This is a genomic window from Nonomuraea sp. NEAU-A123, assembly GCF_018603905.1.
Lineage (GTDB): Bacteria > Actinomycetota > Actinomycetes > Streptosporangiales > Streptosporangiaceae > Nonomuraea.
Window position 1 is genome coordinate 559565 of sequence record NZ_JAHFZZ010000005.1, and the last position, 24207, is coordinate 583771.

Annotated in this window: 20 protein-coding genes and 1 pseudogene; 2 read left to right on the plus strand and 19 right to left on the minus strand. The window is 70.6% G+C overall.

Features of this window, described 5'->3' with window-relative positions:
- Positions 1-30: 30 nt before the first annotated feature.
- From KLK06_RS18360 to KLK06_RS18435, 16 genes and pseudogenes are all read right to left on the minus strand, one after another.
- A complete protein-coding gene (locus KLK06_RS18360; RefSeq protein ID WP_214636684.1) occupies positions 31-1011 on the minus strand; it encodes a C39 family peptidase in 981 nt (326 codons plus the stop codon).
- Between the two features lie 41 nt (positions 1012-1052).
- Positions 1053-3524, minus strand: a complete 2472-nt coding sequence (locus KLK06_RS18365) for a hypothetical protein (RefSeq protein ID WP_214636685.1) — start codon at positions 3522-3524, stop codon at positions 1053-1055.
- Positions 3525-3856: 332 nt separating this feature from the next.
- Positions 3857-5752 (minus strand): DPP IV N-terminal domain-containing protein, encoded by a 1896-nt coding sequence (locus KLK06_RS18370; protein WP_214636686.1) that lies wholly within the window; start codon positions 5750-5752, stop codon positions 3857-3859.
- A 45-nt stretch (positions 5753-5797) separates the two neighbouring features.
- On the minus strand, positions 5798-6661 hold the full coding sequence (locus tag KLK06_RS18375; protein WP_214636688.1) for an ABC transporter permease: 864 nt from the start codon (positions 6659-6661) through the stop codon (positions 5798-5800).
- A gap of 31 nt (positions 6662-6692) precedes the next feature.
- Entirely contained in the window at positions 6693-8474 is a 1782-nt protein-coding gene (locus KLK06_RS18380; protein ID WP_308168329.1) for an ABC transporter substrate-binding protein, read from the minus strand.
- 118 nt (positions 8475-8592) lie between these two features.
- Positions 8593-8978, minus strand: a pseudogene (locus tag KLK06_RS59945) (carboxylesterase family protein); the annotation flags it as partial.
- Between the two features lie 36 nt (positions 8979-9014).
- Positions 9015-9692 carry a GntR family transcriptional regulator gene (locus KLK06_RS18390; RefSeq protein WP_214636690.1) on the minus strand — a complete coding sequence of 226 codons (678 nt, stop codon included), beginning with the start codon at positions 9690-9692 and terminating at the stop codon, positions 9015-9017.
- Between the two features lie 54 nt (positions 9693-9746).
- Positions 9747-10616, minus strand: a complete 870-nt coding sequence (locus tag KLK06_RS18395) for an amidohydrolase (RefSeq protein WP_214636691.1) — start codon at positions 10614-10616, stop codon at positions 9747-9749.
- 34 nt (positions 10617-10650) lie between these two features.
- A complete protein-coding gene (locus KLK06_RS18400) occupies positions 10651-11631 on the minus strand; it encodes an ABC transporter substrate-binding protein (protein WP_214636692.1) in 981 nt (326 codons plus the stop codon).
- 39 nt (positions 11632-11670) lie between these two features.
- Positions 11671-12549 carry a hypothetical protein gene (locus KLK06_RS18405; RefSeq protein ID WP_214636693.1) on the minus strand — a complete coding sequence of 293 codons (879 nt, stop codon included), beginning with the start codon at positions 12547-12549 and terminating at the stop codon, positions 11671-11673.
- A gap of 53 nt (positions 12550-12602) precedes the next feature.
- Positions 12603-13556: a DUF3500 domain-containing protein gene (locus KLK06_RS18410; RefSeq protein ID WP_214636694.1), complete on the minus strand. Its 954-nt coding sequence runs from the start codon at positions 13554-13556 to the stop codon at positions 12603-12605.
- Between the two features lies 1 nt (position 13557).
- Complete coding sequence (locus KLK06_RS62345) at positions 13558-15210, minus strand: thiamine pyrophosphate-binding protein (protein WP_214636695.1); 1653 nt, start codon at positions 15208-15210, stop codon at positions 13558-13560.
- Positions 15207-16247, minus strand: a complete 1041-nt coding sequence (locus KLK06_RS18420) for an amidohydrolase family protein (RefSeq protein ID WP_214636696.1) — start codon at positions 16245-16247, stop codon at positions 15207-15209. The genes KLK06_RS62345 and KLK06_RS18420 overlap by 4 nt, the downstream gene beginning before the upstream one ends.
- 14 nt (positions 16248-16261) lie before the next feature.
- Positions 16262-17116, minus strand: a complete 855-nt coding sequence (locus tag KLK06_RS18425) for an HpcH/HpaI aldolase/citrate lyase family protein (protein WP_250905692.1) — start codon at positions 17114-17116, stop codon at positions 16262-16264.
- Positions 17104-17613, minus strand: a complete 510-nt coding sequence (locus KLK06_RS18430) for an SRPBCC domain-containing protein (protein ID WP_214636698.1) — start codon at positions 17611-17613, stop codon at positions 17104-17106. Before KLK06_RS18430 ends, KLK06_RS18425 begins: the two co-directional genes overlap by 13 nt.
- Positions 17614-17647: 34 nt before the next feature.
- A complete protein-coding gene (locus tag KLK06_RS18435) occupies positions 17648-18442 on the minus strand; it encodes an ABC transporter ATP-binding protein (RefSeq protein ID WP_214636699.1) in 795 nt (264 codons plus the stop codon).
- A gap of 328 nt (positions 18443-18770) precedes the next feature.
- On the opposite strand from KLK06_RS18435, the gene KLK06_RS18440 reads away from it, so the two are divergent.
- Positions 18771-20009 (plus strand): lactonase family protein, encoded by a 1239-nt coding sequence (locus KLK06_RS18440; protein ID WP_214636700.1) that lies wholly within the window; start codon positions 18771-18773, stop codon positions 20007-20009.
- Here the strand turns inward: KLK06_RS18440 and KLK06_RS18445 are convergent.
- The 3 genes from KLK06_RS18445 to KLK06_RS18455 all read right to left on the minus strand — a co-directional run bounded on the left by KLK06_RS18445 (position 20006) and on the right by KLK06_RS18455 (position 23305).
- Positions 20006-21193 carry a tetratricopeptide repeat protein gene (locus KLK06_RS18445; protein WP_214636701.1) on the minus strand — a complete coding sequence of 396 codons (1188 nt, stop codon included), beginning with the start codon at positions 21191-21193 and terminating at the stop codon, positions 20006-20008. The genes KLK06_RS18440 and KLK06_RS18445 overlap by 4 nt on opposite strands.
- Entirely contained in the window at positions 21190-22539 is a 1350-nt protein-coding gene (locus tag KLK06_RS62350; RefSeq protein ID WP_214636702.1) for an ATP-binding protein, read from the minus strand. Before KLK06_RS62350 ends, KLK06_RS18445 begins: the two co-directional genes overlap by 4 nt.
- 88 nt (positions 22540-22627) lie before the next feature.
- Positions 22628-23305 (minus strand): GntR family transcriptional regulator, encoded by a 678-nt coding sequence (locus KLK06_RS18455; protein WP_214636703.1) that lies wholly within the window; start codon positions 23303-23305, stop codon positions 22628-22630.
- Positions 23306-23390: 85 nt separating this feature from the next.
- Between KLK06_RS18455 and KLK06_RS18460 the strand changes: the two genes are divergently transcribed.
- Positions 23391-24194 carry a xanthine dehydrogenase family protein subunit M gene (locus KLK06_RS18460; RefSeq protein WP_214636704.1) on the plus strand — a complete coding sequence of 268 codons (804 nt, stop codon included), beginning with the start codon at positions 23391-23393 and terminating at the stop codon, positions 24192-24194.
- Positions 24195-24207: the final 13 nt, after the last annotated feature.

Below are 24207 nucleotides of genomic sequence, written 5' to 3' on the forward strand. Positions count from 1 at the left end.
CGCCCCGTCCGTTCGTGTTCCAGCCGGAGGTCAGGTTCGCACGATGACGGCGGAGTCGATCCCGTTCCACGCGAGGTTGGCATTGTCCAGCAGGAGCTTGTCCACGTCGATGGAGTGCTCGCTGGCGTCCGCCGGGTCGGCGACCTTGAACGTCGTGGGATGAACGGAGCCGTCGGCGTGGACCACACCGCCGTAACCGGTGATGGTCACATAGTGCCGGAGGGTGGGCGTAGAGCTGTTCCACCACGGCAGTTTGCCGGGGATCACGAGGACCATCACCGGTCTGCCGCGCGACAGGGAGGTGACGATCCGGCTGATGCCCGCCTCATACATCTGGCCGTTGGATACCGCTATCTCCTCCCATTTGTACTGCCAGTCGGAGGCCGGGATGTAGGAGTTGATGACGGCGGGGATCCTGCCCGGCATGGTGGCACCGAACAGCGTCTCGTCCGTCTGCAGCTTGTCGGCCAGCTCCGACTGCGGCGGTGCCGAGATGCCGATGGTGGCGAGCGTGGTCTGCACGGCGCCCGGGCCGCACCAGTTCTGGCGCTCCTGCTGCTTGGCGGAGAGCCTCATGTCCAGGGCCCGGACCGGGAGCTGCCACGTCCCCGCGATGCCGAACTTGGCCTCGGTGACGACGTAAGGGCGCCTGAGGTCGGTGAACGCGGTGTAGCAGGCCCTGCTGGCGTTCGTGGTCATCGTCGGGCACGAGTCGGCGATGTCCGGGCCGTCCCCGCCGAACCAGAGCCGCAGGTTGACCTGGAAATTGGTGTACGCGCCCGGATTGATGAAGGCGACGGCGCGGACCTGGGTGCGGTTGCCGTTGAACTCGAGGCACACCTGGTAGGCGGTGCCGTTGTAGACGCGGGTGTCGCTGCAGGTCGTGTTCCACGTGGTCGGGTATTCGTGCCAGATTCCCGCCTGTGCGGGGAGCGCGGGGACGGTGATTACCGCGAGCACCGCTCCCGTCAGGATCGTGAGTAACGCGCTGATCATTCTTCGCACGGGCATGCTTCCTTGCGGGATATCGGTTCAGGCCGAAATGTTCAGGGCTAGTGGATGGCGAGCCGGTACAGCCGCTCATTGATCTTGTAGTACAGGTTGCCGAAGCCGTCGGACGTCAGCCCTTCCGCCCCGGAGACCGTCAGCAGCACGGTCAGTGCCTTGGTCGACTTGTCGATCTTGAAGATCTGGTCGCCGGCCGTGCCGTACACGTGGCCGGGATCCTGGGCCACGGTCAGCAGATCCCCGTCACGCCAGGCCAAGCTGGACTTGGCGTCGTAGTCGGGGTCGGGGAACAGCCGCGTCGCCGTGATCGCCTCGGGGTGTGCAGGATCGAGAGTGAACAGCGAGCCGCCCGCCAGGCCCCAGAGGTCGCCGTCCACCTCGGTGAGGGCCGTGACGGCCTTGGGCGCCGTCAACGGGAGCGGATACGGGCGCACGGCACCGGTGGCCGGGTCGAAGGAGAACAGCGTGGCCGAGGCCCCCGGCGCGTAGACGGGGTCGACGCCCAGGGCGCCGCGTGTGGAGGTGCCGCCGAACACCTTTCCTCCCGCGTAGGCCAGCGAGACGACGGACTGGTCCGGCACCACGCAGAGCGTCCGCCCGGCCGTGCCCTCCTTCCATATGGTCAGGGCGCCGCTGCGCTTGCCGTACTTCGGCACCGTGCCCATGTAGACGGTGCCGTCCGGCCCACCGGCCAGCGCGTACGGCCGGTCCTGCGGCGGCGGTCCCTTGCCCGGCTCGCAGTCGTCGGCTTTGTCGCCCGCCTCGCCGCCGGTGTACCTGAGCGTGGGCGGCCAGGGACCCGCGGGGTTGTAGCTGTAGAGCTTGGCCGAGGGGTAGGCGCCGATATAGAGCAGGCCGTTGTGCGCCAGCAGGCTGTCGGTCTGGCTGAGCCCGTTGAGGGTCTTCGTGTCCGGCCGGCCGTCGTCGCCGTCGCCCCGCAGCGGGTCGTAGATCCCGGTGCCGCCGGTCAGGTAGCCGCCGGTGTAGATGCGGCCGTCGGGCCCCGCGCCGAGCGCGTTGATCGCGGCGGGCAGGACGGGGGTGCCGGCGACGACTCTGCTGGTCCAGTCGCCGCTCGCGGTGTCGTACTTGAAGATCCTGGTGCCGTCCGAGGCCGCGCCGAGGCCGACCAGGGTGCCGTCGGCCCAGGTGTAGCCGGTGACGTCGAGTCCGGGCCGGACGGAGGTCGCCTGCACCGATCCGGTGCCCACGTCGTAGGAGTGCAGCAGGCCGTCCTTGACGAACCACACCTTGCCGTCGCGGGCCGGCGAGTGGTGCAGGTCCACGTCGTCGATCGCGGCGTCGGTGGTGGCGGCGTACGAGCCGTCGGTGTTGCGGACGACGCGCAGGACGAGCAGTGTGCGGTCGATCCAGGCGAACAGCCTGCCTCCCGTCCAGGTGAGTCCGCCCACCATGGAGTTGTGCGCGTAGGCCGCCGGAAGCAGGCTGTCCACCCGCCCCGTGACGTTGTCGAACCTGACCAGGGCGGCGTTCGTGCCGGTGCCCAGGTACGTGGCGTTGGCGGCCGGGTCGTGGGCGATGCTGCGCACGTACTGGGCGCCGGTCACGATGGGCACGCTGCCGATCGTGGTGAAGGCGCCGTTGTCGTACTTGAAGTAGCGGCCGTCGTTGTACGTGCCGCCGTACACCTTCCCGCCCGCTCCCGGCTCCAGGTCCCAGATGAACGAGTAACCGCCTTCCGCCCGCCCGAGGTCGGTGACCGTGGACGTGCCGGGGACGTGCCGGTAGAGCTTGGAGTTGGGATAGGTGCCGAGGTAGACGCTGCCGTCGGTGGCCGTGGCCGCCGCCCAGCCGCCGACGGTGGGCGCGTCCGCCGAGTCGGGAATGGTGATCTTCCGGGTCACCTTCTCGGTGGCCACGTCGATCACGGCGAGCTGCGGGTTGGCGTCGGCGGTGCCGGTGTAGAGGGCGTACGCGCTTCCGCCCGCGAACGTGGTGGCGTTGGGCACACTGCTCTCGATCTGCACGCCCAGGTCGGTCACGTCCTTCGTGATCAGCACCTCGTCCCAGTAGGCGGTGCCCACGTCGGCCACCCCCGAGTAGATGAGGGCCGAGACCGTGGCCGTGCCGGTGGGCGCGACTCCCGAGGCCGTGACGCGGTTCCAGCGCCGGCCCGTCACCGACGCGTTCGCGCCGCTCGACAGGAGCTTGCCGGAGGCGTCCCTGAAGCGCAGGTACAGCTGCGCGGTGCCGCTGTCGGCCCAGACGACGGCGTTCAGGGTGTAGCGCGTCCCCGCCGCGGCGGGCAGGCCGGGCAGGCTCTCCCTGCCGTAGGCGGCGGCCGGGTCGGTGTCGGTGACGCGCGCGGTGGTGCGGCCGTCCCAGGCCACGGCGTCGACACCGCCGGGGCTGTGCGAGCCGCTCCAGCCGGTGAGTCCATCGTCGAAGCCTCCGTTGGCGATCCGCAGGTCGGCCGCGGAGGCCGGCGCGAACGGCGCCGCGAGCAGCGTCACGAGGAACGCCGCCGCCACCGCCCCGCGCAGGGCGCGCCTCACGCGACTCCGCCTCTCCTGCGGGCAGGCCGCCGTTGAGCGTGCGGCCGGATCCGCCACGCTAAGGGGCCCTCCTCGGGAATCTGCACAGCGCCACCTCCACGGTGTGTTCGTTTGTGCTCGATTACGGTCCCGACCGTAACCGCGCGAGCGTGGCCCGTCAATGCCCTGTAGGCGTCAGCTCGTGCGGCAAAGGCTCCGAGCTCTGGGCCTCGTGGAGATGCCGACGGCGGCGGCACGGCCGGTCTCGATGCCGGCACGTGCCGGGCATGCCGATGGCCTCCTTGTTCTCCTTCGTCTCGCGTCACGAAGGAGAACAAGGAGGCCATCTCGCGTCACTGGGAAAGGACGCTCCGCGGGAGGTAGAGGGGCATGGAATCCTCCCACTGGCTGTCGGTCAGCAGTCTCTTGTCGGAGCCGTCCGCGTTCATGATGAAAATCTGGCCGTACGGCTGGAAGGTGTTGTCGTACAACGCTGCTTCTTGCCGGAAGCCGTACATGCCGCTGTTGTACAGGATGCGCCCGTCGTCGTTCCAGACGGCGTGGCCGTCGTTCGAGCCGCTGCTGGTGAGGCGGCGGAGGTTGGTTCCGTCGGGACGGATGGTGCACACGTCGAAGTTGGTGGCGCTCGTTTTGCGGGTGAAGAGGATGAGTTTGCCGTCCGGGGACCAGTCGGGCAGGTTGTCGTACTCGCCGGTGAGGACGCGGGTCACCCCGGTGGTGAGGTTGAGGATGCGCAGGCCCTTGTTCTCCGCACCCCACACGCGATAGACGATCTCGTCGCCGGCGGCCGAATAGCTCGGGAAGCCGGCGTTGGTCGTGCCGTCCGTCAGCGCCTCCCAGGCCGAGCCGTCGCTGCGCACCCGCGCCACCACGGCCGTGCTCACCGCGCGCTCCTGGAACCAGCCGCCCAGGCCGAACGCGATCCATGCGCCGTCCGGTGACCACGCGGGGCGGAACGCGCCGGCCATGCCCCTGGCCACCAGCGCCGGGTCGAGGCCCTTTCCGGCGGTGTCGAAGACGACGCGCCAGTCCGAGCCGTCCGGGCGCATGGTGACGATCGAGGACGTGCCGAGCTGCTTGTCCGTGATCGCGAGGCGGCCCTGCCGGGACAGGACGGGGAACACGTCGCAGAAGCGATACTCCCAGTCCGAGTCCCAGCTGTAGAGCGGCTTGTCGAGCGGGCGCACCGCGTAGCCGAACTTCTGGTAGATCACCGACGTCCCGTCCGGCGACCAGACCGGCGAGCGCAGCGCCCGCTTGACGGCCGGCAGCGTGCCCGAGGTGTAGGCCAGGCCTTCGTCGGCTCCGCCCTTGATGAGATAACCGATCTCGGTGGCGTTCACGAACTGGGGCGAGACCTTCAGATTCGGGCCGGAGGTGTGCTCGATGCGCTCGCCGGTCGTGACGTCGACCGAGACGATCTGGGATTCGACCCTGCCGATGTACTCGGGGCGGTGGGCGCCCCAGGTTCCCTCGGTGGTGATCTCGTAGAAGACGATCCGGCGGCCGTCCGGTGACCACTTCGGCGAGCCGAGGCAGTAGCCCTCCTTGGAGGCGATCTGGCGGAAGCCGGTGCCGTCGGGCCGGATGACGTAGATGCTGAGCTCCTGCGTGTGCTCCCAGCCGCGGCCTTCGTTGTGCCCCCGCCATTGCGTGTTGCGGTCGCTGGAGAAGGCGATCCACCGGCCGTCTGGCGACCAGGAAGGGCGGAAGTGGCAGTCGGGGCCGTCCAGGTCGCCGGCGACCACCGAACTGTCGGTCAGGTTTTTGAGCTTGTTGGTGCGCAGGTCGAGCACCCAGATGTGGGCTCTGTGGTCGCCGCGGGTGGAGACGAAGGCCAGTCTGGTTCCGTCCGGTGACAGGACGGCGGAGTCGTCCATTGCCGGGCCGACCACTAAGGGCTGGATGCCTGTTCCGTCGATTCGGGCCCGGTAGATGCTGGAATTGCCGTCGCCATTCCGTTCTGATGTGAAGAGCACTGACCTGCCGTCGGCGGCGAGGCTGGCGTGGTAGTCGAACCCCGCGTTTCCCAGCAGCGGGCGCTCGTTCGAACCATCGATGGTGGAGATGTACAGATTCGACGACGACGGCCCGATCCGGTTGATCAGCATCACGCCTTTTTTGCCGTCGCCGGCAGCCGCCACAGCAAAGGGCTTGGGCAGCAGGGCGACGCCGACAGCGGCGGCGCCGGCCGTCAGAAACGCTCGGCGTCCTATACCAGTTTCCATTGCCTTACCAGTTCCTTTCCGTATGGGCAGGGGTGGGAGGACGGGTCAGGCGTGCTCGGCCGCCGGGCGCTTGCGGGTGGTGAGGCCGAGACGTTTGAGGGCGAGCGTGTCGAGCCAGGTCAGCACGCCGTTCAGGATGAGCGTCATCGTGACCAGGACGATCAGGCCGGCGAATTCGGTGGCCGCGTCCAGGTTCATCGCGGAGGTGAACAGCCCATGGCCGAGCCCTTCGGTGGAGGCGATGAACTCGGCGCCGATGACGCCGAGGATGGCCAGCGGCCCGCCGGTCTTGAGCGCGGCGAAGAACGGCGCCGCCAGCGTGGGGATCGTCACGTACGCGAGCAGGTGGTGCCGGCGGCCGCCCATCACCTGGACGACCTCGACCAGTTCACGCTCCCGCAGGCGCAGGCCGAGGTAGATGTTGTAGAACATCACGAAGGCCGGCCCGATCATCGCGATCGTGATCTTCGACCAGGCGCCGATGCCGAAGAACAGCAGGAACAGCGGCGCGAGCGCGATCTTGGGGATGCCGTTGAAGGCCGCGACGAGGGGCTCCAGCACCCGTCCCGCCAGCGAGAAGGAGCCCAGCAGCAGGCCCATCAGAGCGCCGAGCACGACGCCCATGGAGAACCCGGCCACCACCTCGATCACCGTCGCCCTGATGTCGGCCCACCCGGACGCCGAACCGAGCATCTTCACCAGGGCCCCCGCCACCTCGGTGGGCTTGCTGACGGCGTACTCGGGCAGGACCGGGCCGCTGAGGGCCTGCCAGAGGGCCAGGGCGATCGCGATCACGGCGATGCGCAGCCCCACCAGGGTGGCCTGGCTCTGCCATCGGTCGCTCTTTCGCCTGGTCGCGACGGCGACCTCGGTCTTTTTCCGCACCGGTCTGTCACCGGCAGCCACCATGTCGCGCTCCTTTCCGTCCGCGGCGGCCGGCTCATGCTCCGCCGCTGGTCGGCACGTACGTGTTGGTCCAGTCGTTCGCGGTGACGGTCATCACCTTGGAGAGCACGCCGAGCCCGTTGACGAAGCCCAGGGTCTTCGCCCAGATCGCGTCGTCCATCGCGGCGCTCGCCGGCCAGCCGGCGTGCTGGAGGCTGGCCTCGATCACCGGGACCGGGATGCCTGACATCTCCTTCGACGTGAGGTTCAGCAGGTCGGCGTCGTGGAGGTGGGTGTTCATGTACGCGGTGGCCTCCTGGACCGCGCCGACGAACTTCTTGGCGATCTCGGGGTTCTTCTCGAGGTAGTCCTTGCGCACCACCACGAGCTCGCCGTATCCAGACTGCTCGGGCGACCACTCGGGGGCCCGCAGCGGGTCGGCGACAACGACGCCCTCCCCGGCGTGCTCGATGGACAGCGGCGTCGGTTCGGAGGTGATGAACCAGTCGATCTGGCCGCTGTTGAGCGCGGCCTTGTTCGCGGCCGGGCTGGGCAGCGACACCCACTTCACCTTGGCGGGATCGACGCCGCGGGTCTTGAGGAACGTGCTTGCCTGGGCCTTGGTGTTGGCCGAGCTGGCGCCGCCGATGGAGGTGCCCAGCGCCTTGGCCACCTGCTCCACCGGGGTGGAGCCGGACAGCTTATTGGCATCGGCGAACTTCTTGCTGACGACGATGCCGAGCGGGTTGCCGAGGCCGTCCGCGGCGATGGCGACCTGCGGGAGGCCCTTGGCCAGGGCGGACAGGAAGCCGGTCGGGCTGGAGTTGAGGAACTGCACGGAGCCGGACTCGAGGGCGGCCGGGCCGGTCGAGGCGTTCGTCGAGACGAACGTGACCTTGAGCCCCTGCTTCTGGAAGTAGCCCTTGGCCTGCGCCACCCTCAGCGGCAGGTCGAAGATGCTCTCGCCGCTGCCGACCATGACCGCGGTCAGGCCGCCGCCCTGGGCGGACCCGGAGTCGCCGCACGCGGCCGTCAGCGCGGCGCCGAGGGCCAGGACGGTCGCGAGCGCGACGGCCCGTAAGCGCCCGCGGGTCACCGATGTGCGGCTGCCGACGACGCCGCCGTCCGTGACGTGGTGTCCCATGTCATCTCCTGTCACCATGCTTCCTCCGTACCGAAGAAGCGCTTCCAGAACTTGAGCCGGGCGGGATCCGCGGCGGTCGTCGCCGGTCCACTCGGCACCGCCGCCGTCCGGATCGCCGTCGAGGTTGCCGAACACGAACTCGATCTCCGAGCCGTGTGAGGCCCGCCGGGGATTCTGGCCCCGCGCCGGCGAGGCGTGAGTCCAGAAGTAGGTGTAGACAGGGCGGCGGACCTGCCTGGTCCAGTCCGCCGCCCAGAGGAAGGTGGAGACGCGGGCGTTGTCGCGCACCGACGCGCAGTGCGCCCGGGCCGCCTCGTCGTCCGTGCCCGCCGGATACAGCCGCAGGAACTCCCCGGCCAGCGCGCCGAACCTGCGCCGCGCCGCGGCGACGTAGTCGTCCAGGGTCACGTGGACCGGGGGCATGCCCGGCCGCCAGGTCTTCGTCCGAGCCGCGCGGTAGGCGGTGAACATGCTCTCGGGGACCGCGCCACTCTCGTCGAGGTTGCTGCCCGCGATGTAGCGGACGGCGTTCTGCAGCCCCTTGGCGTACGTTTCCTCGTAGCCTGCGGGGATCACCCGGCCGTCCACGACCGGGCGGAACAGCGGAGGCTTGGCCGGGCCGCCGGTCTCGACCGCGGCGTCCACGGCGTCGTCCCCGTCCACCAGCCGCTGCCAGGGCAGCGACCGCAGCAGGGCCGGCGACGGCGCGCCGCGTTCCCGGGCGTATCGGGCGCCCGCGAGTTCGGCGTCGGGCTCCGGCGGACTGCCCGGCGATCGTCACCCGGCCGGGATCGCCGCCGAAGCCGGAGATGTTGCGCCGTACCCACCCCAGGACCGCGACGCAGTCGAGCAGTCCGTAGTTGCCCGAGGCGCGGTGCTCGGACTCCGCGCTCAGCTCGGGTGTGGCCAGGAATCCGAGGGCGCCCAGCCGGTAGTTGAAGGTGATCACGACCAGCAGTCCTCGCTCATCGCCAGGCCGACGCCGGTCGCCTCGCCGTTCGGTGCCTGCGGGCACATCGGGCCGAAGGTCTCGGCCCGGCGTACCCCGGGCCAGGGCGGCGCCGGCCACGGCGATCTCCACCGCGACTGCCCGACCGGGGGAGCGGCGTAGGGCACGCCCAGGAAGACGGTGACCGAGGGGTCCCGCCCCGGTACACCCTCCACCAGCCCCGACTCGGTGTGCACTGGGTGGCGCATGGGGGTTTGTCCTTCCTGGTCGTGCGACGCGACCTGTCAATCGGCCGTCCGCAGCAGCAGCGCCCGCCGGGCGGAGGCGACGTGGTGGCGCATCGCGGCCACCGCCGCGTCCGGGTTGCGGGTGACGATGGCCAGCAGGATCGCCTGGTGCTCCTCCAGCGACCCGCTCCTCGGGTGCTGCGCGGACAGGTTGCGGTACTGGCGCATGACCAGCGGGTAGAGCAGGGTTTCGTAGGCCCGGGCCAGGGTGTGCTGGTGGGCGGCCGCCTTCACCTGCTGATGGAATTCGCGGTTGCCCCGCGAGTACCCGGCCTGGTCCCCGCGCCGCTTGCAGTCCTCCATCGCCTCCAGCGTGCCGCGCAGCTCGTGGATCTCCTCCTCGGTGGCCCGCTCCGCGGCCTTGCCCGCCAGAGCCGACTCCAGCACCTCGCGGGCCTCCAGGATGTCCAGCGCTTCCTCGGCCGAGAAGCTGCGCGTACGCACCCCGCGGTTGACCTCGCTGGTGACGTAACCCTCCTGGGTCAGCCGGACCAGCACCGACCGCATGGTGCTGCGCGAGACGTTGAACATCGTGGTCAGCTCCGCCTCGGTGAGCCGGGTGCCCGGCGCGAGGCTGCCCGACAGCAGCAGCGAGCGGAGCCCTTCGTACGCCTGGTTGTGCCGGGTCTGCGAGGTCTTGTCGGGTTCCACGACGTGGTCGCTGACATCCATCATGATCACCTGTGTCCCAGAAGAGAGATGACGACTGATCCGGGAGTATGTCCGAGCTCAACCCGTCCCGCTGACTTCGACCTGCGCCAGGGCCGGATACAGTCGCCGCGCCGTACCTGCGAAGATCTCCTCCCGGTCCCCATCGGGCAGGTGCGCGAGGACCTCCTCGGCGAGCAGCAGCAGCTCCGGCAGCGACTGCTCCGCGGCCGGGCAGTTCGACCCCCAGGCGATCCGGCCGGCGCCGAACGCCTCGATCACCGGCTCCAGGAAGCCCGCGGCCTCCTTGCCGGCCTCCCGCAGCCGCTCCAGGTTGCGGTGGGTGAGCTTGAGGTACAGGCCCGGGTGCCGGGCGAGCTCGGCCACCTCGCCGCTGGCGTCGGCGGGTGAGGCGGCGATGCCGGGGTAGCCGATGTGGTCGAGGAGCACCCGCACGCCGGGGAACCTCTCCAGCACCTCCCGTAACTGCTTGGTGGCCGGCCCGAGACGCATCTGCAGGCAGACGGGAACGTCCAGTTCCCCGGCCTTCTCCCAGAACGCGAACGTCTCGGGCGCGGCGAACCATTCGCCCTGGACGGGCACGGTGCTCCCGTGGGTGAACAGCCGCACCCCGGCCAGGCCGCCGTCGATCGCCTCCGCCAGGCGGGTGGCGGCGTCCGGTCGCAGGGGGTCGAAGGTGCCCACCGCCACGAAGCGATCGGGCCGCTGCCGGGCGCTGTCCAGGACGTAGGAGTTGTCGTAACCGTACGCCGTGGTGGCCTGCACCAGCACGGCCTGCCGGATGCCCGTCTCGTCCATCCGGTCCGCCATTCCGTGGGCGGTGACCGGCCGGGATTCGGCCCATTCCGACTGTTTGCCGCCGATCGGCGAGCGCGGGTAGCTGGTCAGGTCGTCCGAGATGATGTGGCAGTGCGTGTCGACCGCGTCCACGTTCCAGCTCCTTTGCGTTGTTCCATGGGGACGCTCAGGCGTCCGGGTAGCGGCCCGCCGCGAACAGCTCGGGGAAGTCCGGGCCGAGCAGGCCCTGGTCCCGGGAGTACCGCACGAGCGCGCGCAGGCTCGGCTCGTTAGCCGCGATGCCGTAGGGGACGGGGTCGCCGCCGATCTGCCGCGCCTGGCGGGCGAACCGCGCGAGCCCGGACCAGCCGGGGTCGGTGGCGAGGTACCGGCGCTTGCTGTCGACCAGCGCCGCGTACAGAGCCGTCGGCAGGTCGGGGTCGCGTTCGACCAGCTCGGAGCGGATCGAGATCACCGAGTGGAGGGGATAGATCCCGGTACGCAGATACCAGTCGGCGCTGAGCACCTCGGTGTCGGCGAAGAGCGGATAGGGGCCTTCGGCGCCGCTGTCCTCGTCGAGGGCCGGAGTGCCGGCCGCGGTCCAGTTCGCCCGGGGCGGGCCCGCCCGCCCGGTGCCGGCGTTGCCGGTGAGCGCGGCGTCCAGCTCCCCGGTGCGCAGGAGTTCGCCCAGGGAGCGGCCGTCGGTGATCCGCTCGACGTTCGCGGGGGCGCGGCCCTCGATGTGGTCGTCGTCGTCCACCACCCATGTGATCTTCTCGTGGGCGACGCCGTACTCCTCGGCCAGCATGCCGCGCACCCACACGCCGGTGCTCACCGAGTACGCGCGCACCCCGACCCGCCGTCCCTCCAGGTCCTGCGGCACCCGGATGCCCGAGCGCGCGGCGCACTGGATGTCCTCGTGGTGGAAGCGCCGGTTGAGGAACACCGGGATCCCGGTGATCGGCACTCCCTCCTGGAGCGCCATCAGGTAGGACACCGGCGCCAGCTCGCACACGTCGAACTCGAGGTCGCGGATCATCCGCCGGTAGGCGGCGATGATCGGCCTGACCGCCACCGGCTCGACCCGGTAGCCGTCCACCTCGACGTCGCCGTCCAGCAGCGCCTGCCCTTGCGGGTAGTCCCCGAGGGCCACCGAGAGCTTCTCCATTCCCTGCCTTCCCGATCCGAGCGTTGTGTATGTCATGGGTCAGCCCCCCAGGCGTGACGGCGGGACCCCGAGGGCCGCGCAGGAGCGCGCGACCAGTTCGTCGAAGTCCACCGGCCGCGGCAGCGCGTCCTGCTCCAGCGCGTACGCCGCCACCTGCGTCACCGGGCCGCGCAGCGCCTCGAAACCCACCGGGTTCAGGTCCACCGGGCCGCCCGAGGGGGAGGCGGCGAGCAGGTCCCGCATCGCGTCGTACGCCGCGCAGACGGCGGCCGAGTGCTCGCGCGCGGCCTGCTCGCCGACGCCCACGACATGGTTGACCGGGACGAATCCCTTGTCCTCGGACCAGGCGGCGGCCACCCGCGCGGGGTCGGCGATGGCGGTGCGGACGCGGTCGTCCGACGGCAGTTCGTTGCCCATGATCCCGAAGTCGAGGCGGCCTTCGAGGAAGTCCGCCTGCAGGCGGGCCCCCTCCGGCGCGCGGCGCACCCACGCCGGGTCGTGCTGCCCGTCCACGTGTCCGCCCTCGTACACCACCCAGTCGACCTCGCGCAGGTCGACCCCGTACTGCTCGGCGAGGAAGCCGCGCACCCAGACGCCGGTGGTCTGGCTCCACGAGCGGATGCCCACGCTGCGGCCTTCGATTTCCGCGACGGTCAGGTCGCCGCAGGTCACCAGGGTCTGGTGCTGGAAGCGGCCGAGCGTGGTGACCGGGAGCAGGACCAGCGGCCTGTCGTGGGCCACGGCCTGCAGCAGCGTCACGATCGGCAGCTCGCAGAGGTCCGCCGACGACTCGGCGATCATGCCGCGCGCGGCCCTGTTCACCGGGCGCACGTCGAGCCGCTCCACCTCCGTGCCGGTCTCGCGGACGGCCGACTCCGCGGCGGCCGCGAGATCGTCGCGGCCCAGAACCACCTTCACTCGCGCTCCTCCTTGATGGGCGTGGGCCGCCGCACCGCACCCGGGTCCGCCGGTCACCGGTGGGACCGCTCGTGGTGCCGGCGCAGCAGGTCGATGCCGTAGTCATTGCCGTTGGGCGTACGGATCACGGTGTGGATGTGCCGGCGCGACGGCGTGTCGTTGTCGAACATCACACCGGCCTGGTGCTCGAACTCGATGAGGATCACCGGGCTGTGGACGCGGTAGTAGAAGACCCCTTCGGGGCCCGGGTCGCCGATCCAGGCGAAGTAGGTCTCCGCCTCGTGGGCGCGGACCTCGTCCATCCGGACCCGGGCGTGATCCTCCCGGGCCCGGTTCACGTACAGGCCGATCAGGTCGGCGGCGGTCTCGCGCTGCGGCTCGGTGAGCTCGCCCAGCGGCAGGCCCGCGTAGTTCAGCTCGACGTTGTCGCGGAAGGCGCCGGTGAACAGGTCGGGCGGCAGCTCCTCCGCGATCACCGCGAGCTTCCGCTGCTCGTCGGTCAGGCTGGTGAACAGTCGGTGGCCGACGGCCTCCTCGCGGCGGAAGGCGCTGGTTCCGGCGTACTTGCCGGACTCGGCGATCACCGGCTCGGCGCCGAGGAAGGTCGGCGTGAGCGTCATCTGGTCGCCGACGAAGACGTAGCTGACGTTGACGTGGTGGCCGTCGAGCTGCCAGCCCCACGCGCCCTGCTCGGGCGATCCGTAGACGCTGAGCCAGTAGAGCCACTCGTTGAGCAGGTTCTGTTCGCCGCGCAGCTCGCCGATGGTCAGGTTGAGGTGCATCAGGTCGATGACCTGCGTGTATCCGTACGCGCTGAGGCCGGCGCGGTATGTCGCCAATGCCAGTTCGCATACGTCGAACTCCCGGTCCCGCACCATGCGGGCGAAGGCGGGGTACAGCGGAGCGGAACTCGCGAAACGGCAGTCCACCCCCGGAACGGTGAGCGTCCCGTCCTTGAGCGGACGCGTGTGCGGGTAGTCGCCCAGCAGGACCGTCAGCGTGGCCATCTCATACGTCCTCACCGTGCAGGAGCCGGCGGTAGGGGATGCTGACGATGTTCCGGGTGATCCGGACGTCGATCACGGTGGGGCGGGGGGCGCGCACGTACTCCGCGAGGGCGGCGCGCAACTGGTCCGCGGTCCGGACCGTTGCCCCGCCGCCGCCGAGCGCCACCGCGACCGGGCCCAGCTCCGGCGTGGGGATCACCGCGAGCTCCGGGTCCAGACCGGCGGCCCCGGCCTTGTGGTACTCGGCTCCCAGACCTTCGTCGTTCATCACGACGATCAGGATCGGGATGTCGTACCGGCAGGCCGTCTCGAATTCCGGCAGGTGCATCAGGAAGCTGGCGTCGCCCTCGACCACGAAGGCGGGCCTGTTGCCGTTGGCCACGATCGACCCGATGGTCAGCAGCGGGGCCTGGCCGATGGCACCGAACATGCCGTAGTTCGACAGGACCTCGCGGGAGCGCTGGAAGAGCATGGTGCCGAAGTCGGTCTGGTGGCCGCTGCCCAGGACCAGGCCGATCTCGCCGGGGATCTCCTCGTCCAGGACGTGGATCACCTCGCGCGGGTCGAGGAGGCCCGGCTCGCCGTGGAACTCCGCGGGGGTCGCCAGTGGGGCGGTCAGCCGGTGCAGCACCTCGGTGGTGTGGAAGCCCTCCAGAGCGACCGACCGGCTCTCCAGCGCCCGGGTCAGCTCGGTGAGGGCGGTGACCGCGTCGGCCCTGATGTAGGAGTCGGCCACCGCGCCGTTCCCCATGACGATGTGCGGAGCCGTGTCGATCTGGATGTAGCGGGCGTCCGGGAACAGGTAGCCGTGCTCGATCGTGTAGTGGTTCAGGCTGGCGCCCACCGCGATCACGCAGTCGGCCTCCTGCAGCAGCTCCATCGCCGTCTTGTCGCCGTACAGGCCGGCGATGCCCACGTGGTAGTCCGTGCTGCCGCACAGCCAGTTCTTGGCCTGCAAGGTGGTGGCCAGCAGGGCGCCGGTCCGCCCCTGCAGGCGCAGGATCTGCTCCCCGGCTTCCGCGCGCCGCGCCCCTCGGCCGGCGATGATGACCACGCGCTTGCTCGCGCGGATGATGTCGCAGGCCGCCTCGATCGCCGCCGGGTCGGGCAGCGAGCGCCCGCGCGGGATGAGGTCGGTGGAGGGAACGTACTGGTCGCCGTCCTCGCACTCCTGCTTCTGGACGTCGATCGGCGCGCTGAGCATGATCGGCCGGGACTCGGTGCGCGAGAGGTAGAAGGCCCGTTGTACGGCCTCCTCCGCCAGGTCGGCCCGGGACACGTGGACGAAGCCGCACTCGATCGCGGCGGCGAACCGCCGCTGGTCCAGGTACTGCACGGCGCCCTGGTCGCCCCAGGCCGTCTCGCCGCAGAAGGCGACCAGCGGGGTGCGCGCCCGGCTGGCCACGATCATCGAGGTGGCGAGCTGGGCGACGCCCGGCCCGCTGGTCGTGGTCACGACGCCCGGCCGCCCGGCCGTCCGCGCCCACCCGTCGGCCATGCCCAGGCCGGAGCCCTCGTGCCGCACCTCGTACAGCCGCACGCCGCGCCGGGCGAGGGCGTTCATCCAGTGCATGTTGGCGTCGCCCATCATGCCGAAGACGTCGCTCGTGCCCTCCGCGACGAACGCCTGGGCGAGTAGCTCGTAAACCTTCACTTCATGGCCCCTTTCAGCACGCCCTCCAGCCGGCCGAACACGCGCAGCGCGTTGCCGCCGTACACCGCCTGACGGTCGGTGTCGTCCAGGGTCGCGATGGAGTCGAGAAGGTATTTGGTGTCGTCGAACCGCCGTCCGGTCTCGGGGTCCACGGCGCGGACGGCGCCGATCATCTCCGAGGCGAACAGCACGTTGGCCGTAGGGATGACGTCCACCAGCAGTTCCAGCCCCCGCCGGTGGTAGACGCAGGTGTCGAAGAAGACGTTGCGCAGCACCGCCTCCTCCAGAGGCGGCCGGCCCTGGTCCAGCATGAAGCCCCGGTACCGGCCCCAGTGGTAGGGGACCGCGCCGCCGCCGTGCGGCAGGATGAGCTTCAACGTGGGGAAGTCCGTGAACAGCTCCGACTGGCACAGCTGCATGAACGCCGCGGTGTCGCCGTTGAGGTAGTGGGCGCAGGTGCCCTGCAGGGCGGGGTTCCGCGACATCGCGACGTGGATCATCGCCGGCACGTCGAGTTCGGTCAGCTTCTCGTACAGCGGGTAGTACACCCGGTCGGTCAGCGGGGGCGCCTGCCAGAAGCCGTCGGAGGGGTCCGGGTTGAGCAGGCAGCCGACGAATCCCCGCTCTTCGACGCAGCGTTCCAGCTCGGCGACGCTGTTGCGGATCGAGGCGGCGAGGGCGTCGCCCGGCGACTGGGGGAGTTGGCACACCCCGGCGAACCTGCCGGGGAACAGCGCGCACACGCGGGCGACCAGGTCGTTGCTGACCCGGGACCAGTCCAGGCTGGTCCGATCGTCGCCGTAGTGGTGGGCCATCTTCCCGGCTCCGGGAGAGAAGAGCGTGAGGTCCGTGCCGCGCTCTCGCTGCAGCTTGAGCTGGCCCTGCTCGATGGCGGTCCTGATCTCGTCGTCGGAGATGCGCAGCTCCTCGGGCGACACGCGCTCGCCCGAATCCTCATACGCCCGGATCTGCCGTTCCCGCCACTCGCCGAGCGCTGGCGGAGCGGTGGTGAAGTGGCCGTGACAGTCGATGATCATGAAAGAACTCCTCGTCAGACTCGACCGGTCAGGGCGCGGCCCAGGTCGAGGCCCGGGTACGAGCGCACCGGGGCCGTCATCAGGAACCGGTAGCCGTCTTCGATCACCTGCTTGACGTTGTCGGCCGTGACGTGGGGATGGCCGACGGCGACCCCGCGTTCGGCGCAGACCTCGAGGATGCGGCGCTTGGACTCCATGACGCGCGGGTGGTCGTACTGGCGGGGCACCCCCAGCTCCTGGCTGAGGTCGCCCTCGCCGGGCAGGACCAGGCCGATGCCCGGGACCTGGTCGAGGATGTCCGGCAGGTTCTCGATGCCGCGCTGGTCCTCGATCATGATGGCCACGAGGATCTCGCCGTCCGGGTCGAGCGGCCAGACGTCGCTCCTGGCGTAGTACTCCTGAGGGGAGACGCCCCAGTAGCGCGCCGCCGCGGCCGGGCTGTCGCCGCGCAGCCCGGCGGGTTCATATCGGGGGGCGCCGGGCAGTCGCGGGTAGCGGCAGGCCGCGACCGCGTTGTACGCCTCCTCCACCGAGGTGACGTGCGGCCACACGATGCCGTACGCGCCCAGGTCGAGGGCCTGTTTGGCGTGCCACTGAGATTTCTCCACGCCGTTGGCGGGGATCCGTACGAGGGGGGTGACCGGGGCCGCGAGGCTGTCGGCGGCGAAGATCTGGCGCCGGTTCAGCAGGTACTGCAGGCTGTCCCGGAGGGCGATGACGTCCCACGGCTTGTGCTCGGTCTCCAGGACCAGGCCGTCGTAGCCGGTGGTGCTGAATTCGACGGCGGCCGCCGGATCCGGCGCGGAGAAGGACGCGAAGACGTGCCCTCCGGCCGCCAAGCCGCTGATCACCCTGTTCAGCCTGGGCATTGCCACTGCCCGCCTCCTCCGACTGCTCTTGCTGGGTGGAGATCAACGCCGGCGCAGCGCTGGACCAGTTGGTCGGAGAACTCCGTCGTCATCCGCGTGATGACGGTTCCGGCGCCCGACTCGACCAGCGCGGCGAGCTTGCCGGTGATGGTGATCTCGCCGCTCACGATCACCCGCGCCCGGCCCGGTCCGTCGCCCGGCACCACCCGGAACGTGGCGTCCGCGGCGAATCGGGTGGCCCGCCGGCCGTCCCGGCCGCGCGCCGACAGGCGGCCCTCCCGTTCGTCCGCGGCCAGTTCGAGGATGACCCGGGCGGCGAATCTGACGCGTACCGCGCCGAACCTGACGACCAGCGTCCCGTCGAACGAGCCGTCGTCGTGGGCCGCCCCGAGTTCGGCGCCGCTGATGCAGGACACGACGTCGGCGGGGTTCGAGATGACCTCCCAGACGTGGGCCGGGGGACTCGGAACGGCGATCTCTTCCTTGATCGATATCAATGCTGTCGCCCTCACTCGGCGGCTCGGCCGGTCCTCACGCTGTGGCGTCCGCGGTCTGCGTCTCGGAGCTGAACAGGCTCCAGAGGTCGTTGTAGAGCTCGGCGAACTCCGGTGACTCGACGAGCGAGCTGATCTGGCGAGGGCGCTCGAACGGGACGGGCAGGACGCGGCGGATCGTGCCCGGCCCGTCGGACATCACGATGACCTCGTCGGCGAGGTAGATCGCCTCGTTGAGGTCGTGGGTGACGAAGACGAGCGTGCCGTGCTGCTCTTGCCAGAGGTTGAGCAGCTCCTGCTGGAGCCTGAGCCGGGTGATGGCGTCCAGCGGGCCGAAGGGCTCGTCCATCAGCACGATCGACGGCTCGTAGATCAGCGCTCGCGCGATGGCGACGCGTTTCTGCATGCCGCCGGAGAGCTCCCGGGGGAAGTGGTTCTCGAACCCGGTGAGGCCGACCATCTTGATCCAGTGGTCGATCCTCGCGTTCCGCTCCTCCTTCGCAACCTTGCGGAACTTCAGCGCCAGGCCGATGTTGGCCTTCACGCTCAGCCAGGGGAGCAGGTTGGCCTGCTGGGTGACGTACGCGGCCTCGGAGTTGACCCCCGTGACCGGCTCGCCGTTGAAACGCACCTCCCCCTGCGTCGGGAAGAGCAGCCCCGCGGCCAGGTTGAGGATGGTGCTCTTGCCGCACCCGCTGGGCCCGATCACGGCGATGAACGAGCCGCGCCCGACCTGGAAAGATATGTCCTCGATGGCCGGCCGGTGGGTACCGGGGAACTCCAGGGTGACGTGCGCGAAGCGGAGTGCGTCCGGATGGGGGTCGTTCGACAACGCGTGCCTCCTTGACCGCCGAAAGTGGCGGGTAGGGAAGTTGCCGTGCGTGGGTGGTGTGTCCGGCGTTCGCACGCCGATCCGCTCGCCTGTCACTGAGCTGAGAGATTGTCCGACAAGCGATGAACGAAACGTAACAGCGTCGACTCACGAGCACAATGGTCTTGGCCGATTGTCCAACAATCGGCGCTTGACCTGCTCCGATGTCGTTGGCTCTGGACGATCTGCCGCGGCTGGCGCAGACTGTGGCATTACGTGGTTGGTGTTCGGCGTTCTCATGGCTGGTCCTCGACGGGTGTACTTCGCGAGCAGAGAGGTCAGCGCGACAATGTGGGACTCAGAACACCCCGAAACCGAGGCTTCGCCGGTCGCATCCGCCTGGCGCCCATCCCGGAGAACGGCGCTGGGCGCGCTGGCGGCGTCCGTGGCCGTGCCGATGCTCACCGGCGCGCACCGCGCCGACGCGTCGGCCGGCACGACGCCGGCACTCCTCTACATCGGCACCTGGCGGGGCACCCAGGTGAACGGCGCCCGGTTCGATCCCGACGGCGCGACCATGACCCCGTTCGGAGTCGTGGCGCAGGTGAATGCGAGCTGGCAGGCGAAACACCCGTCAAAGCCGGTTCTCTACGTAGGCAGCGGCGACCCCGGCGGCACCGTGTCCGCGTTCCGGATCGACCGGGCGAGCGGCGCCCTCGATCTGATCGGCCGGGTGACGACGGACAGCGCGGGCACGCCCGGTGGCCTGTCGTACATCGGAGTGGACCGGCCCTCGGGCACTGTTCTGGCGGCGAACTTCGCGGCGGGCCTGGTCGCGGCTCTGCCGATCCGGCAGGACGGCGGGCTCGACTCCCCGGTGTCCACCGTGGTGGACACCGGCTCCGGCCCGCACCCCCGTCAAACGGGCCCGCATCCGCATCACGTGGCCGTGGATCCGAGCGGCACGTTCGCGCTGGTCGCGGATTTCGGCGCGGACCGCGTGTTCATCTACCGCTTCAACCGCGAGACGCGCGTTCTGTCCGCCGACGAGACGACCGGCCCGCGCTTCTACGCGGCGAACCCGGGCTCGGGTCCGCGGCGCCTGCTGTTCCACCCCAACGGCCGCACCCTCTACCTGCTGAACGAGCTGACAGCGGACCTCCAGGTTCTCGACTGGAGCTCGAGGAAGGGAGAGCTCACGTCCGGCCAGAGCCTGTCGACCGACTCACCCGAGTACGCCGGCCCCAAGAGCGCGGCCGAGCTGGGGATGAGCCGCGACGGCCGCTTCGTCTACACCTCGAATCGCGGCGAGAACACCATCGTCGTGTTCGCGGCCGACCGGAGAACCGGCCGGCTCACGCTCGTCCAGCGCATTCCCTGCGGCGGCCTGTCGCCGTGGAGCTTCACGATCCACCGCGGCGGCAGGTGGATGCTCGTGGCGAATCAAGTGAGCAGCACCGTCACCCTGTTCAGCATCGATCCGCGCTCCGGGAAACTGACAGACACCGGGACCTCCATGCCCGTGCCGAACCCGGACTGCATAACGTTCGGTTACCGCGCTTCGTCGGTGGTGATATCGGCGAACTAGCCATCGTGGCCGAGGGCCCGCCGTACGCCTGCCGCCACCCAGATCGTGGCCAGCCCGGCGTACACGCCCAGCAGCGCCATGCCCGCCGAGCCGAGAATCACCGATGTGGCGATGGCCAGGACGAGCAGGGCCGTCCAGCCGTACAGGAGCGCGCGCCCGCGAGCCGAGCCCGTGTGCGCGGCTTCCTGGAGCGCGGTGACCAGGGCCATGACGGCCACGCCCGCGGTGCCGAGCGCGTCCTGGCCGAGCGCCACGCCCAGGACGAGCAGCGCCGCGCCCGCGGGCACCAGGCCGCAGCACAGGACGGCCACGCGGGACTCGGCGCCCTCGAAGAGCAGCCGGGTGGCCTTGGCGCGGGCCAGCCGCAGCGTGGTCCAGGCCTCGGCGACCCACGCCGCCCAGTGCAGTACCGCGATGAGGATGAAGACCACGATGATGGGCGGGACCGCGGGCAGCAGGAACACCAGCCGCCACCCACCGCGGAACCTGCCCCGCAACCGCGCGAGTCGCCGGTAGAGGGGATTGCGCTGCTTCAGCGCGAGGACGAGGAGGTCTCGGGCCTGGTCGAAGCCGGGGTCGAGACGGAGCACCTCGCGGAAGGCGTCCGCCGCCCGCCGGGGATCGCCGAAGGCCAGCGCCGCACGGCCGTACGCCAGGTGCGCGGTGGCGCTCTCCGGGTCCAGTTGTACGGCGTGCGCGGCGGCGGCCGTGGCCTGCTCCGCCTCCTCGAGCCCGGTGAGGGCCACCGCCAGCAGGCTGGCCAGGTCGGACTCCTGCGGATCGACGGCCAGCCCGCGGCGGGCCGCCTCGGCCGCCTGTGGCCACTGGCCCTTGAACACGTGGACGCGGGCCAGCAGCTCCCAGGTCGGCGCGTACTCGGGCTGCAGGTCCAGGGAGGCGTGGACGGCGGTCAGCGCCTCATCGGGCCGGCCGGCGCGCAGGTGCACCTGGCCGGCCACGTAGTGCGTGAACCACTGGTCGGGCGCCAGCCGTACCGCCTCATGCGCCTCCGCGATCGCCTCGGCCACGTTGCCCTGCTGGACCAGGGCGAGGGCCAGGAAGGAGTGCGCGGTGGTGTGCTGCGGTTCCTGGGCGAGGGCGCCGCGCAGCTCCCGTTCGGCCTCGGCCGGGCGGCGTAGCTGCAGCAGCGTCCGCGCCCGCTGCACTGGGTCGGCGACGGTCACCACTTGCCCTTGACCCAGGGCATCAGCTCGTCCCAGGCGCCGGAGTCGTTGGCGTGCATCACATAGTTGCGCGCGGTGGCCATCCACTCGCGGACCGCGGTCGGCCGTACGCTCTGCGCCGCGGCCAGCAGGTCCGGCGTCGACAGCGGGATGGGCCGGCCCGCGCTGATCGACTGGTGGAGCTTGACCTCCACCGCCCGGTCCACCACACCCTTCAGGTCCGCTCCGACGAAGTGGTCGGTGACCCGCGCGACCGCGTCGAAGTCCATCTCGGCCAGGGGTTTGTCACGGCACAGGATGCGCAGGATGGCCGCGCGGGCCGCGGGGTCGGGCGGCGGTACGAACACCGGCTGGTCGAACCGGCCGGGACGACGGAAGGCCACGTCCACGTACCAGGGGGCGTTCGTGGCCGCCAGCACCAGGACGCCCTCGTTGGCGTTCTGGTCCACGCCGTCGAGCTCGGCCAGGAACTGGTTGACCAACTGCCGCGTGTGCGCCTGGCGCATGTCCGAGCGGCGGCCGGCCAGCGCGTCGACCTCGTCGAAGAACAGCACGCACGGCCGGTTGCGGCGAGCCAGATCGAACGTGGCCCGCAGGTTGCGCTCGCTGGAGCCGATGTACATGTCCAGGATGTCGGCCAGCCCGACGTTGACGAACGACGCGCCGAGCTCTCCGGCGGCGGCCCTGGCCAGGTGCGTCTTGCCCGCACCCGGTGGGCCGTACAGCAGCACCCCGCCACCGGCGCGCTTGCCGTACGCGGCGAACAGCTCCGGCTGCTGGAGCGGCAGCAGGAGCTTGACCCGCAGCGACTCCTTGACCGCCTCCATGCCCGCCACCTCCGCGAAGGTGAGCTTGGAACGCTCGACCTCCGCACTGGCCTGATCCGCCGACGCGGGCGCCGGTGTGGGGTAGGGCGCCGGCGGTGCCCCGTACGGCGACACGGGTGGGGCCGACAGCCGGGCGGCGAGGTCGGCGTCGCCCACGGACGGATCACGGGAGACCGCCTCGTGATAGCGGTAGGCCGCCCCGGCCGTGTCCCCCTCCCCGAGCAGCGCCCGAGCCGCCAGCACGCCCAGCTTGGGCGGGTAGCCGGGCGAGGCCAGCAGCGGCTCGAGCGCGGCCAGCGCGGCGCCATGGGCGCTCTGCCGGACGAATGCCTCCGCCAGCCCGGCCGTGATGTCCGCGTCCTTGGGCGCGAGCACGAGCGCGGCGCGGTATTCGGCCTCTGCCTCGCCGAGGTACCCCTTGGCCAGGAGTTGCCCGGCGAGATGCTGCCGGAGGGGAAGGTTGTCCGGAGATAGACGCGCCGCATCGCGGAGCGCCTGGAGACCGGCATCGTCGAGCACGTGCCATCCCTTCTGTCGCAGGTTTCGGTCGGTCTTGAAGTACGCAAGATACCGAAACCCACCCACATTGGGCGTTTGGCGTCTCCGGTCAGCCCGCGGCGGAGTCGCGCGTGCGGCCGTGGGCGTCGTGCGGGAGGTCGGCGTAGTGCCACTGGTGGTCGCGGGCCTGCCGGCACGCGGTCTCCAGGTCGCCGTCCTCCATCGCGGCCAGCAACTCGGCGTGGTCGCGCACGATGTCGTGCAGGTCGACCTCGGTGGCGACCATCGTGACCGACGTGCGCGCCTCGATCTGCAGGCCCTCCCAGGAGAGCTTGAGCAGCTCGTTGTGCGCGGCCTCGACGATGCGCCGGTGGAAGGACACGCTGGCGCGCGCCGACGCCTCGCCGTCGCCGCTCTCGGCGGCGGCCCGCATCGCCGCCACATCCGCCCGCAGCGCCTCCACCGGCACGGTCCCGGCCAGCAGGGCGAGCCGGGTCGCCGTCTCCTCCAGCGCCGCCCGCACGACGTAGCTCTCGCGCAGCGTCTCCTGGACGAAGGGCCGGACGAAGGTGCCGCGGCGCGGCTGGGTCTCCACCAGCCGCATGACCTCCAGCTCGCGCAGCGCCTCGCGCACGGGCGCCTGGCTGGTGCCGTAGGTCGCCGCGAGCCGCGTCTCCACCAGCCGCTCGCCGGGCCGGAACTGGCCGGACACGATCCTGCTGACCAGCGAGTCGCGGATCTGCCGCGCCAGCGTGAGCCGCGGCAGCTTGGAGGGCTCTTCGGTCATGAGGCCGATCCTACCGATTATCGATTCTCTCTTGACGATGATCACACGATAATCAATTATCGATAATTAATGAGAGGGGCCGCACATGGTGATCCAGGCCGTACACGTGCCGGAATCCGCCGAGGCCGCGGTCACCTACTCGGCACGGGGAGCCTGGATCATGGGCGGCGGCACCGTGGTGATGCCGCTGGTGAACAGCGGGGCCGCGCCCGCGACCGAGCTGGTCAGCCTGCGCCGGGCCGGGCTGGGCGGCGTCGAGGTCCGCGACGGGGTGGCCAGGATCGGGGCGGCGGCCACCCTCGCCGCCGTCGGTGAGCATCCCGGGCTCTCCTTCTTGCGCCCGGCCCTGCGGACGATCGCCTCCCCGACCCTCCGCAACCAGGCCACCGTGGGCGGCAACCTGTTCGTCGCCCAGCCGTATGGTGACCTGGCCGTCTGCCTGCTCGCCCTCGACGCGACCTGCGAGATCGCCGGGCCGGACGGCCGGCGTGACGCGCCGGTGGCCGATGTGCTGGCCTCCGGGGTCGGCTCGGGCGAGGTCGTCGTGGCGGTACGGGCCGCGCTGCCCGGGCCGGGCGTCTGGCACTACCACAAGGCCATGCGCCGCCGCCTGAACTCGGCGGCGATCGTGACCGTCGCCGCCGTCACCCGCACCGCCGACGGCGTGGTCACCTTCTCCAGGATCGCGCTCGGCGGAGTCGCCCCGCGTCCGGTGCGCGCGGTGTCGGCCGAGCGCCTGCTGCGAGGCCGTCCGCTGACCCACGACGTTCTCACCGAGGCCGGCGAGGCGGCCCACGGCGACATCGACCCCTTCGACGACGCCTACGCCAGCGCGTGGTACCGGGCCCGGGTCCTGCCCGTGCATCTGCGCCGCGCCCTTCTTCCCTGAACGAGTCTTCCCT